Here is a 15,412-nt window from a genome sequence, read left to right on the forward strand (position 1 = left end):
GTCGGCGGTACCGCCGACGAAAGGCGGGCTAGGTCTTGCGGACGCTGGCCACGAGGTGGATGCCGACCGTGTCGTCGTCGTCCGGGTGCGCGTCGAGCTCGGTGCGCACCAGCCAGGCCAGCGACCTGGCGTCGGAGCCCAGCACGTGGTCGACGGTGGAGGGCGACAGCACGGTGCGCGGGCGTACCCACTCCACCTCCAGACCGGCGCCGGTCAGCAGTTCGCGCAGCTGCGCGCTGCTGAAGCAGCGGGTGATGCTGCCGTCGGGCCACGGCACCAGCATGACCTCGCCCGTCTGCCGCAGGTGCTGCCACTGCTCCTGCTCGGCGAGGATCGCCATGCCCAGCACCAGGGAGTCGACGCAGATCAGCGCCCGGCCGCCGGGCCGCAGCACCCGGAACACGTCGCTCATCGCCGACTCGGCCATGAGCTCGATCGACATGGCGCGTTCCTCGGCGAGGACCGCGTCCACGCTCTCGTCGGGGAGGAAGGCCAGGTCGTCGGCGCGTACGTGGCGGACGCGCCCGGCGTCGCGCAGCCGCGCCTCCGGGTCGGGTGCCAAGGGAGAGCCCACTGACGGAGAGTTCACGGACTGAGAGCTCAACGACTGAGAGCTCATGGACAATGAGGTGGAGCGGCGGAAGTCGAGCAGCTCGATCACCCGGTGCCCGGCTCTGGCGGCCTGCCCGGACCAGCGTCCGCGGCCGCCTGACAGGTCGAGGACGACGGAGGGTTGGGCGGGGAGCCACCGGGTCAGCTGCTCGGCGACAACGGCGCGGTAGAAGGTCCAGTACGGCCCGAGCGTCCCTGAGCCGTTCAGTTCCTCGGCCGGAATGGGCAGCACACGCGACTCCTGGGTTCCGGGAAAATGGCTACCAGCCGGTACGTATGGTTTTCCCCGCACCGGGTCGTTCGTCACCTTCTATCTTGCGGGAACAGACGAGGGCGCGGGCGTGTTGCGACGTGCATGCTCACATTGCTCGAACCCCTCCCCAGTGACGGACCGGTCCGTGACGAGCGGGTATTCTCCCCTGAGTACGGTGTACCGCAACAGCCGGCCACCGGTGATCTTAGGGGGGTGGGTCCGGTGCCCGCGACAGGCGCGGAGACTCTGGAACAGCGAAGTGAGCGGTTCGAGCGCGAAGCCATGCCTTACCTCGAGCAGCTCTACTCCGCGGCGCTCCGGATGACCCGGAACCCAGCGGACGCGGAGGACCTGCTTCAGGAGACCTTCGCCAAGGCGTTCGCCTCGTTCCACCAGTTCCAGGAAGGTACGAACCTCAAGGCGTGGCTCTACCGGATCCTGACCAACACCTTCATCAACAGCTATCGCAAGAAGCAGCGCGAGCCCAAGCAGTCGGGCACCGAGGAGATCGAGGACTGGCAGCTCGCCCGCGCTGAGTCGCACACCTCGAGCGGCCTGAAGTCGGCCGAGGTCGAGGCGCTCGAGCATCTGCCCGACGGTGATATCAAGCAGGCCCTGGCGGTCCTGCCCGAGGAGTTCCGGATCGCGGTCTATCTGGCCGACGTCGAGGGCTTCCCGTACAAGGAGATCGCCGACATCATGGGGACCCCGATCGGCACCGTGATGTCCAGGCTGCACCGCGGTCGCAGGCAGCTCCGCGGACTTCTCGAGGACTACGCCCGCGAGCGCGGCCTGGTCCCGGCGGAGGGATCGAAATGAGCTGTGGCAACCCGCATGACACCGACTGTCGGGAAGTACTCGACAAGGTCTACTCCTATCTCGACGGCGAGCTGACCGAGGGCGACGTGGTCGACATCCGCGTGCACCTCGAAGAGTGCAGCCCGTGCCTGAAGGAATATGACCTCGACAAGGCGATCAAGGCGCTCGTGGCCAAACACTGCGGCTGTGACCCGGTCCCCGGAGACCTGCGCTCCAAAGTGCTGGCCCGCATCGCGCAGGTGAGGTCGGAGCTGTCCGACTAGGATTCCCCCATGCGCGTGCTTGTCACCGGGGGTGCCGGGTTCATCGGGTCGAATCTCGTCGATCGTCTGCTGGCGGATGGGCATGACGTCGCGGTCGTCGACGACTTCTCCTCCGGCTGCCGGGGCAATCTGGCCGACGCGGCCACGCATGGCCGCTTCCGCCTGCACGAGGTCGACGTCCGCGATCCGGCCATGATCGAGCTGGCCGCCGAGCTGCGGCCCGAGGTCATCTGCCATCTCGCCGCGCAGATCAGCGTGCGTAAGAGCGTCGCCGACCCGGTCCACGACGCCAGTGTGAACGTCCAGGGCACCGCGGCGGTCCTGACCGCCGCGCAGGCGGCCAGCACCCGCAAGGTGGTCTTCGCCTCCTCCGTCGCGGTCTACGGCCGGCCCGCGACGATCCCGGTGCCCGGTGACGCCGCCACCGACCCGCGCTCGCCGTACGCCGCCTCCAAGCTGAGCGGCGAGACCTACCTCGCCACCTTCAAGGCGCTCTACGGCATCGAATACACCACGCTCGTGCTGTCCAACGTCTACGGCCCGCGCCAGTCGCCAGAAGGCGAGGCCGGAGTGGTGGCCATCTTCACCGACGGCCTGCTCAGTGGCACGCCCACGGTGCTCTACGGCGACGGCACGCAGACCCGCGACTACATCTACGTCGAGGACGTGGTCGACGGCTTCGTCCGGGCCTGTGGAGCCGACGGCAACGGGCGCAGGTTCAACCTCGGCACCGGCATCCAGACCACCGACCGCAGGCTGCACGCGCTGATCGCCGACGCGGCCGACGCGCAGGACAAGCCGGGGTTCGCGCCGCCGCGGGTGGGCGACCTGCCGGCCATGGCGGTCGATCCGGTGCCGGCCTATGAGGGGCTCGGCTGGCAGCCGCGCACCGACCTGGCGACCGGCCTGAAGAACACGGTCGCGTGGGCCGCCCGTCGCCCAAGGTAGTGGATTGATTACGCTTTGCTTGCGATTCTCGACTCTGGCCCTGCACAGACCGGGCCTTCTGTAGCGTGACCCCCAGGAGTCGGCGTACCGAGTCGACGTGGAGGCGAGCACATGCTGAAGGCTATGATCGCCCGGCTGATCGCGGCCGCGGTGCTGATCACCCCTGTGATGACACTGCTGATGAGCGCGGGCGGGGCCCTGCCTCACGGGGTGTCCTGGACCTGAGCACCCTTGGGGGCCGCAATGCGTGATCTGCCGTGGCCTGCGAAGGTCTATCTCATCGCCGTCATCGGCGCGGCGACCATCCTCCTCGGACATAGCGTGATCACCTCCGGGCGCCTGGTGGCACCCGGCGATCTGGGCATCCTGCTGGTGCTCGCGCTGCTGTTCCTGGTCTGCGAGTCGATGCCGACGTTGCTGAACGTGGAGCAGTTCGCGGTGTCCGTGAGCTTCTCCGCCGCCCTGGCCGCCGTGGTCCTGATCGGTCCGGAAGGGGCCGCTCTGGTGGGGTTCACGGCGGTCTTCAGCGTGCGTCCGGGGCTGCCGTTGATCAAGCGGCTGTTCAACGGGGCGCAGTTCGCGATCTGCGGCTACGCGGCCGGCTGGATCTACCAGGGTCTGGGCGGCGCCTCCGGGGTGCCGGGGGTCAACGCCTTCGACGACCTCATCGGCCCCTACGCCGCGGCCACGGGCGTGTTCGTGCCGCTCAACATCGTGCTCACGCTGACCATGATCCGGCTGGCGACCCGGGTGCGGGCCATGGAGGTGCCGCTGCGAGGCATGGTCCAGTTCCTGCTGTCCTACCTGGGTTACGGCACGTTCGGGCTGCTGGTGGCCGGGCTCTGGGCGACCGTGCAGTCGATCTCGGCGGTGTTGGTGCTGCTGCCGCTGTTCGTCGCCCGCTGGGCGTTCGGCCAATATCACGCGCAGCAACGCTCCTACGACGCCACGATCGCCGCGCTGTGCCAGGCGGTCGAGACGAAGGACTACTACACCAGGGGCCACTGCACCCGCGTCTCGCTGGCCTCCTCGATGATCGCCCAGGAGATCGGCATGGGCCTGGAGCGGCTGCGCGCCATCCGTTACGCGGGCATGCTGCACGACGTGGGCAAGCTCGGCGTGCCGACCAAGGTGCTGCAGAAGGAGGGGCCGCTGACCGAGGAGGAGTTCGCCGCGATCCAGCTCCACCCGATGCGCGGGCTGGAGATCGTCCGGGGGATCGACTTCCTCGACGAGGCCTACGCCGGGATCATGCACCACCACGAACGCCACGACGGCAAGGGCTACCCGATGGGGCTCGCGGCCGACGAGATACCGGAGTTCGCCCGGATCATCGCCGTGGCCGACGCGTTCGACTCGATGACGTCCGACCGCTCCTACCGCCACGCCCGCTCGGTCGAGGTGGCCGTCGACGAGCTGCGCAAGAACGCGGGCCGCCAGTTCGACCCGGTCATGGTGGCGGCCTTCGCCAGAGCGCTCGAACGCGAGCCATGGCAGCCGCCCCGCCGCGTCGAGTCGCCGCCGCCCGAGGCGACCGAGACCCCGATCAAGGATCATGACGACCCGACCAGGCCGATCGAAGTGGTGAGCGGGCCTTGACGCGTGCCTTCCAAAGCCTGGACTCCGGGCAGCTGCTGCTCATCTGCGGGGCGGGGCTGGTCGCGGTGGCCGGCGTCGCGCACACCTCCGCCGTGGGGCTCGACCGGCCCGAGATCGCGATCGGCTTCGGCGCGCTGATCGCGGTCGGCGAGCTGGCCAGGCTCACCATGCCGGGCAACCGGGAGGTCGCGCCCATCGGCGCCGCCGCCGCGCTCGGCTACACGCTGCTGCTCGACCTCAGCGACAACCCGCTGCGCCACACGGCGCTCCAGGTGGTGGCCGTGATCGCGGTGGGCATGATCGCGGGCGCGCTGCCGCACCTGGCGGTCGGCCGCCCGCCGCGCCTCGACGCCATGGCGCGCCGCCTGCTGACCGGCGCGCTGCTCGCCTTCGCCTTCCGGCCGCTGGCCGACCCGCTCTTCCAGCTCACCCGGCAGGACCCGCCGACGTGGTGGCCCGCGCTCGGCGTCATGGTCACGCTCATCACGCTCACCCTGCTGATCGACGTGCTGATCGCGGCCCTGCTCAGGGCCGAGCAGGTGCGCACCGCCTTCAAGGTGGCCGTACGCGACGAGCTCAACATGGCCTTCCCCCTCGGAGCCGCCGTGGCCGCCTCCGGCGTGCTGCTCGCGCTGGCCACCCACAGCATGGACCTGGTGGCGCTGCTGGTCTTCGCCGCTCCGCTGCTGGTCACTCAGGTGGCCTTCCGCAAGTACGCCGGGATCCGCGCCACCTACCTGCAGACCGTACGGGCCCTGTCCCGGGTCACGGAGGTCGGCGGCTACGTCGAGCCCGGTCACTCGCGCCGGGTGAGCCGCCTGGCCGTGGCGGTCGGCCGCGAGCTGGGCATGGCGGAGCCGGAGCTGCTGGAGCTCGAGTACGCCGCCCTCATGCACGACATCGGCCAGCTGTCCCTGAGCGACCCCATCCCGGGCGGCGCGACCGTGCTCGCCGATCCCACGCAGGCCCGCCGCATCGCCGAGCTGGGGGCCGAGGTGATCAGGCAGACGGGGGTGCTGGACCGGGTGGCCGAGCTGGTACGCCGCCAATGCGACCAGATCGCCGAGGACCCACCGCTGTCCAGCCGGATCATCAAGGCGGCCAACGCCTACGACGACCTGGTCGGCGGGTCGGCTGATCGGGATCGGGCGGGGGCGGCGCTGGAGCGGCTGCGGCTGGCGGTGGGGACCGCGTATGATCCGGCGGCGATCGAGGCGATGACCCGGGTTGTGGACCGGCTGGCGGTCCACAAGCTGTGACCCCTCTGTGGGCGGTGACCGCAGTAGGTTTATTTACATGGCGTTTGTGGGGTTTCTACAGAAGACGTCCCGGCGATCAGTGGTTTAGCGGGAACGGGACCTCGCGCCCAACGGCCGTAGATTGGGCGGGTGCTTACTGAGACGCTTGGGGCCGTTCTGGTCGCCAATCGAGGGGAGATCGCCCGGCGGGTCATCCGCACGGTCAAGCGGCTGGGGTTGCGGGCCATCGCCGTCTACTCCGAGGCCGACGCGGATCTGCCGTTCGTGCGCGAGGCGGACGAGGCCGTGCTGATCGGGCCGGCCAACCCTCAGCTGAGCTATCTCGATGCCGGGAAGGTGCTGGAGGCGGCGCGGGCCACCGGGGCACGGGCGGTTCATCCGGGCTACGGGTTTCTCGCGGAGAACGCGGCGTTCGCCAGGGCGGTGATCGACGCCGGGATGGTGTGGATCGGCCCGGCTCCCGAGTCCATCGACAAGATGGGCGACAAGATCAATGCCCGCAACCTGATGGAGGACGCGGGCGTGCCCGTGGCGGCCGGCACCCGGGAGCCCGTCACCGATCTGGAGCTGGCGCTGCGGGCGGCGGGCCGGATCGGCTACCCGGTCATGGTCAAGACCGCGGGCGGGGGCGGCGGCATCGGGATGAGCGTCGCCCACGACGACGAAGGACTGGCCAAGGCGTTCGAGCAGGCCGTGCGGGCGGCGGCGAGGTTCGCCGCGGGTGATGTTCTCGACGGGCCCGCCATCCTGCTGGAGCGCTATATCGAGCGGGCCCGCCACGTCGAGGTGCAGATCCTCGGCCTGCCCGGCGGCACCGTCGTGGCCCTGGGCGAGCGCGACTGTTCCGTGCAGCGTCGTCACCAGAAGGTGGTCGAGGAGTCGCCGTCGCCCGGCATCACGCCCGAGCTGCGCGAGCGTATGCTGGCCGCCGCCGTGCGGGCCGGCGAGGCCGTCGGCTACCTGGGCGCGGGCACCGTGGAGTGCCTGGTCGACGCCGACGAGCAGGACTTCGTCTTCCTGGAGATGAACACCAGGCTCCAGGTGGAGCACCCCGTCACCGAGCTGGTCACCGGGCTGGACCTGGTCGAGCTGCAGCTCCGGGTGGCCGCGGGCGAGAGTCCCGAGGTGAAGCCGGAGACCGGTGGCCACGCCATCGAGTTCCGCGTGTACGCCGAGGATCCCAAGAGGTTCTTCCCGGGGCCGGGCAAGATCTCCGCCTGGCGGGAGCCGGTCGGCGAGGGCATTCGGGTGGACTCCGGCTACGAGGAGGGCAACACGGTCACGCCGTTCTACGATCCCCTCATGGCCAAGCTCTGCGTCTTCGGTGCGACCCGGGCCGAGGCGCTGCGGGCCGGTCGCGAGGCCGTCTCGGGATTCGTCGTCGAAGGGCCCAAGAACAACCTGCCGTTCTGCGCGGAGCTGCTGGACAACGCCGAGTTCGTCAGCGGCGACTATGACACCGGTTTGATCGGGCGGATGCGCGCATAGCGCACATGACATTGTTAGCTCATTGGAAGAGGGGAGTCGCGGTGGCTGAGGTACGCGCGGAGATGGTGGCGAACGTCTGGAAGGTCGTCGTCCAGGAGGGCGACACCGTCTCCGAGGGCGACACGCTGGTCATCCTCGAGTCGATGAAGATGGAGATCCCCGTCCTGGCCGAGGACGAGGGCGTCGTCGCGCAGCTCAAGGTCAGCGAGGGCGACGTGATCCAGGAGGGCGACCTGATCGCCGTCATCGAATAGCCGCCGGTCCGCGGACCTCAGCGGGCGGCGCGGTCGAGGAACTTGGCGCGATCGACCACCACTCGCTCGATCGTGCCCCGGCCGACGACGCTCCGCTTGTCGCGGGCCTCGAAGCCGAAGACCAGCCGCCGGCCGTCGACCTCGGTGAGTTCGGTGGTGATCTGTACGTGTGTGCCCAGCGGGCTCGGGGCCAGGTGCTCCAGCTCGACGCGGGTGCCGACGGTCGTCTCACCGGGCGCGAGATGCGCGTGCACTGCCTCGACCGTCGCCCTCTCGGCCAGCGCGAGCAGCCGCGGAGTGGCGAGCACCGGGACGTCGCCGCTGCCGATTTTCTCAGCGGTGTCGGACCTCTCGACCATGATGAGCAGCTGGGAGCGGAGACCCGGAGCGAGCGTCATACCGCCAGCGTACTGCGATCATCACCGCGGCCCGCTGTCAAGGGCCCTGATCTCCCGGAAACGCGGACAAGTGCGGTCAGAAGGCCGCAGGATAGGGTTTGTAGGGCTTACGGCATTTAAGTGGCATGTGGGACTCGTGAGTCGTACACTCTCGAAGTTCCGTGACCTCTGTGTTACCTCACCGCGACACAACTTCGCTTTGTTGGAGATCCTTGGGGTGGGAGAGGTTATAGAGGTAAAGGGGTAACGGGGGAGTCATGGTAGCCCAAGGAACGACGCTGGCGGGGCGCTATCGCCTGGACACCCGCATCGGCGCCGGCGGCATGGGCGAGGTGTGGCGGGGCGAGGACATCGTGCTGGCGCGCACCGTCGCGGTCAAGGTGCTGCTGCCCGGCCGCATGGACGATCCCGGGTTCGTCGCGCGTTTCCAGGCCGAGGCCAGGGCGATGGCGACGATCAACCATCCGGGTGTCGTCGACGTCTACGACTACGGTGTGAGCGGGGACACCGTCTATCTGGTGATGAAGTTCGTCGACGGGGAGCCGCTCGACAAGCTGCTGATGCGACTGGGCCGGATCCCGCCCCAGCCCGCGATGGAGCTGATCGCGCAGGCCGCCTCGGCGCTGCAGGCGGTGCACCAACAGGGGATCGTGCACCGTGATGTGAAGCCGGGCAACCTGCTGGTCCAGCGCGACGGCACGCTCGTGCTGACCGACTTCGGCATCGCCCGTTCCGACGTGGCCAGCCGGCTCACGGACGCGGGCATGGTGCTCGGCACCGCCGCCTACTGCGCGCCCGAGCAGGCCGAGGGCGCGCCGGTGACGCCCGCGGTGGACATCTACGCGCTGGGCGTGGTGGCCTACGAATGCCTGGTGGGGCAGCGGCCGTTCGACGGCGAGAGCGCGGTCACGATCGCGCTCAAGCACATCCGCGAGGCGCCTCCGCCGCTGCCCGCCGAGATCCCCCCGCCCGCCCGCGCGCTCGTGGAGCGCGCACTGTCGAAGGATCCGCTCGCCCGTTACCCGACGGCCAGAGCGATGAGTGAGACGGCCCGCAAGATCGCGGCCGGCGAGACACCCCCTCCAGAGCCCGCGCCGCCGGTGACGGGTGCCACCATGGCCGCGCCGATGGAGGCGTACCAGACCGGGTCCCGTCAGTCAGGTCCCCACCCGACCGGATCCCACCAGGCGGGCCCTTACCAGACGGGGTCCTATCAGGGAGCACCCCATCAGACGGGGTCCTATCAGGCCGGTGGGCCGCCCCAGACGGGGTCGTACCAGGCTGGGCCGCACCAGACCGGGTCCCATCAGGCTGGGACGTCTGAGGCGCAGACATTGGCCGGGCCGCGGCAGGGCGCCCGTCGCGCCGGTGCCAAGGCGCCCCGCAGGGGTGCCCTCGTCGCCGGGATCGCGGCCGCGGTCGTCCTCGGGGCGGGCGCCGGTGCCGTCGCGCTGACGAACATGTCGAGCCAGCTCGCACCCGAGCCGACCGTCACCACGTCGAGGGCGAACTCCGAGCCCACTCCCGATCCGACCCCTCCGTCGCCGAAGCCCAAGCGCACCAAGACGACCAAGCCGCCCACGCAGGAGCCGACGCCCACTCGGACGGCCGCGGAGCCGACGGAGACGGAGAAGGCGTCACCAACCCCGGATCCGACGGAAAGGAAGACCCCGACCAAGACCCCCAGCAGCTCGCCGACGCCGAGCGCGACGGTCACGAAGAAGCAGGTCCCCTCCGTGGTCGAGTTGCCGTACGCGGAGGCCGTCAAGCGGATCCACGCTGCGGGCTTCGACACCAGGGAGATCGACCAGACCACTACCGAGCAGGGCACCGCCTGCGGCCGGGTCGGTCAGACCTTCCCCAACGGCGGCACGTGGCTAGAGGTGAACAAACCGGTCAAGATCGTCGTCATCGACGGCGGCCCCTGCCCGTCACCCACCCCGACGCCGACGCCGACGCCCGGGGCCAGGTAACTCAGATCCCCCGTCGTGGTGCGACGGGGGTAGGCGGTCAGGTCGGCTTCCCGTAGTGGTGCGAAAGTGGGCGGTCAGGTCAGATTCCCGTTGTGGTGCGCGGGTAGGCGATCTGGGGGTCGGTGGCGATGTTCACCATGTACGGCACGCCGGAGTCGAACGCGCGACGTAGCGCGGGACCGATCTCCGACGGCCGGGTGACCAGCTCGCCGCCGCCGCCCAGCGCCGTCACCACCTGGTCGTAACGGCACTGCGGCTGCAGCTCGGCGGCCACGTCGTAGCCGTAGAGCATCTGCATCGGGTGCTTCTCCAGGCCCCAGATGCCGTTGTTGCCGCAGATCATGACCACCGGCAGGTTGTGCCGTACGAGGGAGTCGACGTCCATGAGCGAGAACCCGGCCGCGCCGTCGCCCAGCAGCAGCACCACCTGCGAGGACGGCCGGGCCAGCCGGGCGGCGATGGAGTAGCCGAGGCCGGTGCCGAGGCAGCCGTAGGGGCCCGGGTCGAGCCAGTTGCCGGGCTGCTTGGGCTCGACGTACTTGCCCGCGTAGGAGACGAAGTCGCCGCCGTCGCCGATCACCACGGCGTCGTCGTCGAGCACCTTGCCCAGCTCGCCGTAGATGCGCATGGGGTGGATCGGGTCGGAGTCGGCCGTGAGCAGGGCGGCGTCGTCGGCGATCGCCGCGGCGGCGGCCTCCGACAGCTGCGACACCCAGCCGGAGTAGGCCGTGGGCTTCAGGCCGGCGTCGCCGCAGGCGGTGCCGAGGCTCCAGAGCACGACGGACAGGTCGCCGGCGGCGGACGCGGCGGGCTGGGTGTGCGTGGCCAGCTGCGACGGCGTGTCGACGATGTGCACGACCCTGGCCGGCGGCGCGCCCTGCTTGCCGCCGAACCAGCCGTAGCCGAGCCGGAAGTCGAGCGGGGTGCCGACCACGATGACCAGGTCGGCCTTGGCGAAGGCGAGGCCGCGGGCGCGGGTGACGAGGAGCTCGTGGCCGGCGGGCAGGATGCCGCGGCCCTGGCCGTTGGGGATGACCGGCAGCCGCCAGTTCTCGGCGAAGTCGCGTGCGGCCTCCTCGGCCCGGTCCATCCACACGTCGGACCCGTAGACCAGCACCGGGCGCTCGGCCTCGCTGAGCAGCCTGGCGATGGTGGCCAGGGACTCGGGGTCGGGCTCGAGGGGCGACGGGCTCTGCGTCTCGACCAGGTGCGCCGGCGACGGCGCGAACAGGTCGTCCATGTAGAAGTCGAGGAAGACCGGCCCGCGGTGCGGCGCGACGGCCGTGCGGAAGGCCGCCTCGACGTCCTGGCCGATGGAGTCGGCTCCGGTCGCGGTGAAGGACAGCTTGGTGATCGGCCCGAGCAGCGGCGGGTGGTCCATCTCCTGCAGGGCCCCGCTGCCCCAGCGTGAGCGCGGGGCCCGCCCGCCCATGACGACCACGGGGGAGCCGTTGAAGTGCGCGGTCGCGACGCCGCTGATCCCGTTGGTGATCCCGGGCCCCGCCGTGAGGACGGCCAGCCCGGGTTTCCTGGTCAGCCGGGCCGTGGCCTCCGCGGCGAACACGGCGCTCTGTTCGTGGCGTACGTCGAGGATCCGCATGCCCTCGTGCACGGCGCCGTCGTAGAGCGGGAAGACGTGCCCTCCCGACAGCGTGAACATGGTCTCGACACCATAGGCCTTGGACACGGCGACGGCGGCGTCACCGGCATGCTTCGCAGACTCCATGCCGGGAACCTACCAACGAGCCATCAGAGTAAACAGATGTCAACGGTTGCGTCGTCACGCGGCCATGGCGGCCGGTTCCCGGTCCTCACCTGCAGCAGACATTCGCCGTGCCGGCCGGCGCCTGTACGGTGATCTTCCTTGGCGAGGCGGGCTCCTTCATGATGTCGAGGTCGACGTTCTTGGCACGCGCGTCCACGTCGTAGGACAGGCCGGGGACCGCCACGATGACATCGCCTCTGGTTCTGACGACCGCGCGGACCTTCGTCGGAGCGTTTTCGAAGGACAGGTCGACCTGGCCCGAGCCGATCTCCACGTCGGCATCGCTGCCCGTGAGCCTGCGACCCGTGACATCGCCGGAACCGCTCCTGGCCCAGACGGTGCCCGATGTCTCGGTCACCCGCAGCGGACCCGACTCGGAGATCATCCGGACATTGCCGAAGAGACCGTTGACCGCCAGCATGCCGTTGGCCGACTCCGCCGCTACATCGGTCTCCACCGGCACGAACAGCGCGTAGTCGACCTCGCAGACCGGCGCGTGCCGCTCGTCCGTGCCTGGGCAAGAGGCATCGAGCCGCAGCGTCCGGCCGTCCCAGTCCTCCTTGACGGTCGGTTTCGTCTTCGACCAGCTCAGTGACCGTTCGAGGAACAGCTCGCCCGCCTCGCCGGGATGGATGCTGACGTTCACGCTTCCGCGCCCCGCGATCACCTTCAGCTGTGACAGCTTGAACGAGATGCTCCTGCTGGTCGTCTCCCTCGGTGGACTGGCGTGGGCGAACCCATCCCAGAACGCGGTACCGCTGATCAGCAAGGCGCACACGGTCGCCACGGCGCCCGCGCTGAGCCACAGGGCCCTCATGGCAGACTCCTGATCTTGAGGAACTGCAGGACGGCGAGGACCCGGCGGTGGTCGCCCTCGGCCGGGGACAGGTCGAGCTTGGTGAAGATGTTGCCGATGTGCTTGCCGACCGCTCCCTCGCTCAGCACCAGCGCCTGGCCGATGCCCGCGTTGGAGCGGCCTTCGGCCATCAGCTTGAGCACCTCGCCCTCCCTGGGTGTGAGCCGGTCGAGCGGGTCGCTGTGCCCGCGCAGCAGCAGCTGGGCGACGACCTCCGGGTCCAGCGCGGTGCCGCCCGCCGCCACCCGGCGCAGCGCGTCGATGAAGTCGGTCACGTCGGCCACCCTGTCCTTGAGCAGGTAGCCGACGCCCCCGGTGGCCGAGGCGAGCAGCCGGGCCGCGTAGCGCTCCTCCACGTACTGCGACAGGACCAGCACCGGCATGTCGGGATGCTCGCGGCGCAGCACGAGGGCGGCGCGCAGGCCCTCGTCCGTGTGCGTGGGAGGCATCCGTACGTCCGTGACCACCAGGTCGGGCAGGTGCTCCTCAGCGGCGCGCAGCAGGCCCTCCGCCTCGTCCACGGCCGCCACCACCCGCATGCCGGCCGCGTCGAGCAGCCGGACGAGCCCTTCGCGCAGAAGTACGGAGTCTTCCGCCAGCACTACTCGCACGACAGGTCCACCTCAACGGGGTCTTTCGCCAGAACTACTACTCGCACGGCAGGTCCACCTCGATCGTGGTCGGCCCGCCGAGCGGGCTGGACAGGCGGAGCGTCCCGTCGACCGAGTCGATCCGCTGGAGGAGGCCGCGCAGCCCGGTGCCGCCGTCGAGCCGGGCGCCACCGCAGCCGTCGTCGAAGACGCGCAGGCACAGCCGGTCGCGTTCGCGGACCACGCTCACCTCGGCCTTGGTGGCCGCCGCGTGCTTGGCGATGTTGGTGAGGGCCTCGGACACGATGAAGAACGCCACCGCCTCGATGGTAGGAGAAGCGCGCAGGTCGATGTCGACGCGCAGCCGCACCGGGATGGGGGCGCGCGCGGCGATGCCGGAGAGCGCCGCGTCGAGGCCCTGGTCGTTGAGCACGGCGGGGTGCAGGCCACGGACGAAGTCGCGCAGCTCTTTGAGCGCCTGCTTGGACTCCTCGTGCGCCTGCGCGATCGCCTCACGGGCGGGCTCGGGCAGGTCGGTCAGCGTGGCGCGGGCCAGCCCGAGGTTCATGGCCAGCGAGACCAGCCGCTGCTGGGCGCCGTCATGCAGGTCCCGCTCGATGCGCCGCCGCTCGGCGTCGGCCGCGTCGATCACCCCGGCGCGGCTCTCGGTCAGCGTCTCGATCCGCTGCCCCAGCTCGTGGCGGCTGGGGCCGAGCAGCGTACGCGCCACCGACAGGTCCAGACGCGCCATTCCCCGCGCCAGTGTCGGAGCCACCAGCAGCAGGACGAACCCGACCGCCATGTACAGGGAGACCACGCCCGGTTCCCTCAGGTTGAACTCGAACACGAGCGGACGCTTCTGCAGCATCGGCTCCAGGAACGCCGTCAGCCCCACCCCGGCCGCCCCCCACGCGGCCGTCACCAGGACGGTCCCGGCCAGCCCCACCAGCGGCGAGAGCAGGTGGTAGCCGATCTGCCGCCAGGTGACGCGGCTGCGCCAGGTGATCGGCGAGCGCACCGGCTGGATGTGCGCCCCGAGGAACGCCTCGAACCGGGAGCGCTGCACCCGGGTGAAGAGCGGCAGGCCGCGGCGCATCAGGGACGGCACCGCGGCGCACACGAGGGTCAGCCCGGCGAGGATCACGCCGACTGGCAGCCCGATCACGACATGCGCCGTGTCGAGCCAGGCGCGTGCCGACCACGGGCGGGGGACTTTCATGGCACCAACGGTATTGACCTCCGGGGACCGCGGGACATGGGCTTGGTGTGTGCCTGTGGGGTGGGGCTAGCCCCACCCCCTCACAGTGGCGGGACGGACCAGCCCTTCTCCCGGAACAGCGGGGCGTGCTCGGCGTTGACGAACAGCCGGTCCTCGGGGTCGGGGATGCGGAAGTAGCTCTGCGGGTGCAGCAACTCCCTGGCGTTGTCCGACAGGTCGAGCACGTAGCGGTCGGGCGCCCGGCGCTGGGCCAGGAAGCGCAGCTCGAACGGCAGCAGGGCGAGCGGGTTCGCGTGGTCCCAGAGGCCCAGCCCCGCCTCGCGGGCCCGCCGTACGGCCTGCCTGGCCCTGCCCAGCGCCCCCGCTTCGGCGACCGTCCTGGCGCTGCCCGGAGCCGGCACCGCGTCGGCGATCCGGCCTTCCTGGCGGACGAAGGGGTCGACGTTGGGCCAGATGAAGTAGGGGATCACGTGCCCGGCCGCGAGCAGCCGCTCGTTGTACGGATCGGGGCGGGGTTTGTCGCGCTGGTCGCGGTTGACGTAGCAGAGGAGCCTGCCGTACCGGTCGAGGATCTCGTACGCGAAGGCCAGCCTGATCTTGAACGTCTCGTCGGTGAGGCCCTGCTCGGTGATGTCGAGTTGCATCATGGTCTTGAGCGCCTGGGTGGCCGGGGCGGCGTGGGCGGCGTGGTTGGGCGCGGCCGCCGGGCCCAGCCTGCCCAGCAGGTTGTTGCGCAGGGCCGTGCGGAGCGTGAGCTCCTGGTAGCCCTTCTCGAACGGGTCGGTGAGGAAGGTCGTCCAGGCGGGCTTGTCGATGGAGACGAAGCCCTTGGGGAAGTCGGGGAAGTTCGGGTTGCGGGGTAACTCGAAGCTGACCTCGGGGGCGTCGACGCCGAGCAGGCGCACGCCGAAGTTGCCGTCGGCCGCGATGTTGATCGTGTCGCCGTCATGCACGATCTTGTCCACCGGCTGGGCCGCGCCTTTGGAGCGGCCGAGGAGAGCGTGCCCGACCGTGACGCCGGGAACGGGTTGTTCGATCGCCTTTGCCATGCCTGCATCATCACCCGGTAATGGCTGCAAGTCCCGAAATAGTTGAACGAATCGGCATTGCGGGCCG

General features: G+C 70.1%; 15 protein-coding genes. 8 read left to right on the top strand and 7 right to left on the bottom strand.

Features of this window, described 5'->3' with window-relative positions; translation table 11 throughout:
• Positions 1 to 28 precede the first annotated feature (28 nt).
• Positions 29 to 844 (bottom strand): methyltransferase domain-containing protein, encoded by an 816-nt coding sequence (locus tag AB0B61_RS50395; protein ID WP_358448313.1) that lies wholly within the window; start codon positions 842 to 844, stop codon positions 29 to 31.
• A gap of 234 nt (positions 845 to 1,078) precedes the next feature.
• On the opposite strand from AB0B61_RS50395, the gene AB0B61_RS50400 reads away from it, so the two are divergent.
• The 7 genes from AB0B61_RS50400 to AB0B61_RS50430 all read left to right on the top strand — a co-directional run bounded on the left by AB0B61_RS50400 (position 1,079) and on the right by AB0B61_RS50430 (position 7,495).
• Positions 1,079 to 1,684, top strand: coding sequence for a sigma-70 family RNA polymerase sigma factor (locus AB0B61_RS50400; protein ID WP_214640210.1), 606 nt, complete (start codon positions 1,079 to 1,081; stop codon positions 1,682 to 1,684).
• A complete protein-coding gene (gene rsrA / locus AB0B61_RS50405) occupies positions 1,681 to 1,947 on the top strand; it encodes a mycothiol system anti-sigma-R factor (protein ID WP_225301833.1) in 267 nt (88 codons plus the stop codon). The genes AB0B61_RS50400 and rsrA overlap by 4 nt, the downstream gene beginning before the upstream one ends.
• Positions 1,948 to 1,956: 9 nt before the next feature.
• A complete protein-coding gene (locus AB0B61_RS50410) occupies positions 1,957 to 2,895 on the top strand; it encodes an NAD-dependent epimerase/dehydratase family protein (protein ID WP_358448315.1) in 939 nt (312 codons plus the stop codon).
• A gap of 243 nt (positions 2,896 to 3,138) precedes the next feature.
• A complete protein-coding gene (locus AB0B61_RS50415; RefSeq protein WP_225301835.1) occupies positions 3,139 to 4,494 on the top strand; it encodes an HD-GYP domain-containing protein in 1,356 nt (451 codons plus the stop codon).
• A complete protein-coding gene (locus tag AB0B61_RS50420; protein WP_358448317.1) occupies positions 4,491 to 5,753 on the top strand; it encodes an HD domain-containing phosphohydrolase in 1,263 nt (420 codons plus the stop codon). Before AB0B61_RS50415 ends, AB0B61_RS50420 begins: the two co-directional genes overlap by 4 nt.
• Before the next feature lie 129 nt (positions 5,754 to 5,882).
• The gene (locus AB0B61_RS50425) at positions 5,883 to 7,241 is read left to right on the top strand and encodes a biotin carboxylase N-terminal domain-containing protein (RefSeq protein WP_358448319.1); all 1,359 of its coding nucleotides are present in this window, start codon (positions 5,883 to 5,885) and stop codon (positions 7,239 to 7,241) included.
• A gap of 41 nt (positions 7,242 to 7,282) precedes the next feature.
• Positions 7,283 to 7,495 carry a biotin/lipoyl-binding carrier protein gene (locus AB0B61_RS50430; RefSeq protein WP_357643180.1) on the top strand — a complete coding sequence of 71 codons (213 nt, stop codon included), beginning with the start codon at positions 7,283 to 7,285 and terminating at the stop codon, positions 7,493 to 7,495.
• Positions 7,496 to 7,512: 17 nt separating this feature from the next.
• On the opposite strand, the gene AB0B61_RS50435 is transcribed toward AB0B61_RS50430, so the two are convergent.
• Entirely contained in the window at positions 7,513 to 7,893 is a 381-nt protein-coding gene (locus tag AB0B61_RS50435) for a thioesterase family protein (protein ID WP_358448321.1), read from the bottom strand.
• 257 nt (positions 7,894 to 8,150) lie between these two features.
• Here AB0B61_RS50435 and AB0B61_RS50440 point away from each other — a divergent pair, with 257 nt between their 5' ends.
• Positions 8,151 to 9,866, top strand: a complete 1,716-nt coding sequence (locus AB0B61_RS50440; RefSeq protein ID WP_358448323.1) for a protein kinase — start codon at positions 8,151 to 8,153, stop codon at positions 9,864 to 9,866.
• 79 nt (positions 9,867 to 9,945) lie between these two features.
• Here the strand turns inward: AB0B61_RS50440 and AB0B61_RS50445 are convergent, their stop codons facing one another.
• The 5 genes from AB0B61_RS50445 to AB0B61_RS50465 all read right to left on the bottom strand — a co-directional run bounded on the left by AB0B61_RS50445 (position 9,946) and on the right by AB0B61_RS50465 (position 15,345).
• Complete coding sequence (locus AB0B61_RS50445; RefSeq protein WP_358448325.1) at positions 9,946 to 11,592, bottom strand: acetolactate synthase; 1,647 nt, start codon at positions 11,590 to 11,592, stop codon at positions 9,946 to 9,948.
• Between the two features lie 85 nt (positions 11,593 to 11,677).
• Positions 11,678 to 12,448: a hypothetical protein gene (locus tag AB0B61_RS50450; protein ID WP_358448327.1), complete on the bottom strand. Its 771-nt coding sequence runs from the start codon at positions 12,446 to 12,448 to the stop codon at positions 11,678 to 11,680.
• Positions 12,445 to 13,098, bottom strand: coding sequence for a response regulator transcription factor (locus AB0B61_RS50455; RefSeq protein ID WP_357949581.1), 654 nt, complete (start codon positions 13,096 to 13,098; stop codon positions 12,445 to 12,447). The genes AB0B61_RS50450 and AB0B61_RS50455 overlap by 4 nt, the downstream gene beginning before the upstream one ends.
• 37 nt (positions 13,099 to 13,135) lie before the next feature.
• The gene (locus AB0B61_RS50460) at positions 13,136 to 14,296 is read right to left on the bottom strand and encodes a sensor histidine kinase (RefSeq protein WP_358448329.1); all 1,161 of its coding nucleotides are present in this window, start codon (positions 14,294 to 14,296) and stop codon (positions 13,136 to 13,138) included.
• 80 nt (positions 14,297 to 14,376) lie between these two features.
• The gene (locus AB0B61_RS50465) at positions 14,377 to 15,345 is read right to left on the bottom strand and encodes a hypothetical protein (RefSeq protein ID WP_358448331.1); all 969 of its coding nucleotides are present in this window, start codon (positions 15,343 to 15,345) and stop codon (positions 14,377 to 14,379) included.
• Positions 15,346 to 15,412 lie beyond the last annotated feature (67 nt).

Origin of the sequence: Nonomuraea sp. NPDC049158 (assembly GCF_040648335.1) — a bacterium.
GTDB lineage: Bacteria > Actinomycetota > Actinomycetes > Streptosporangiales > Streptosporangiaceae > Nonomuraea.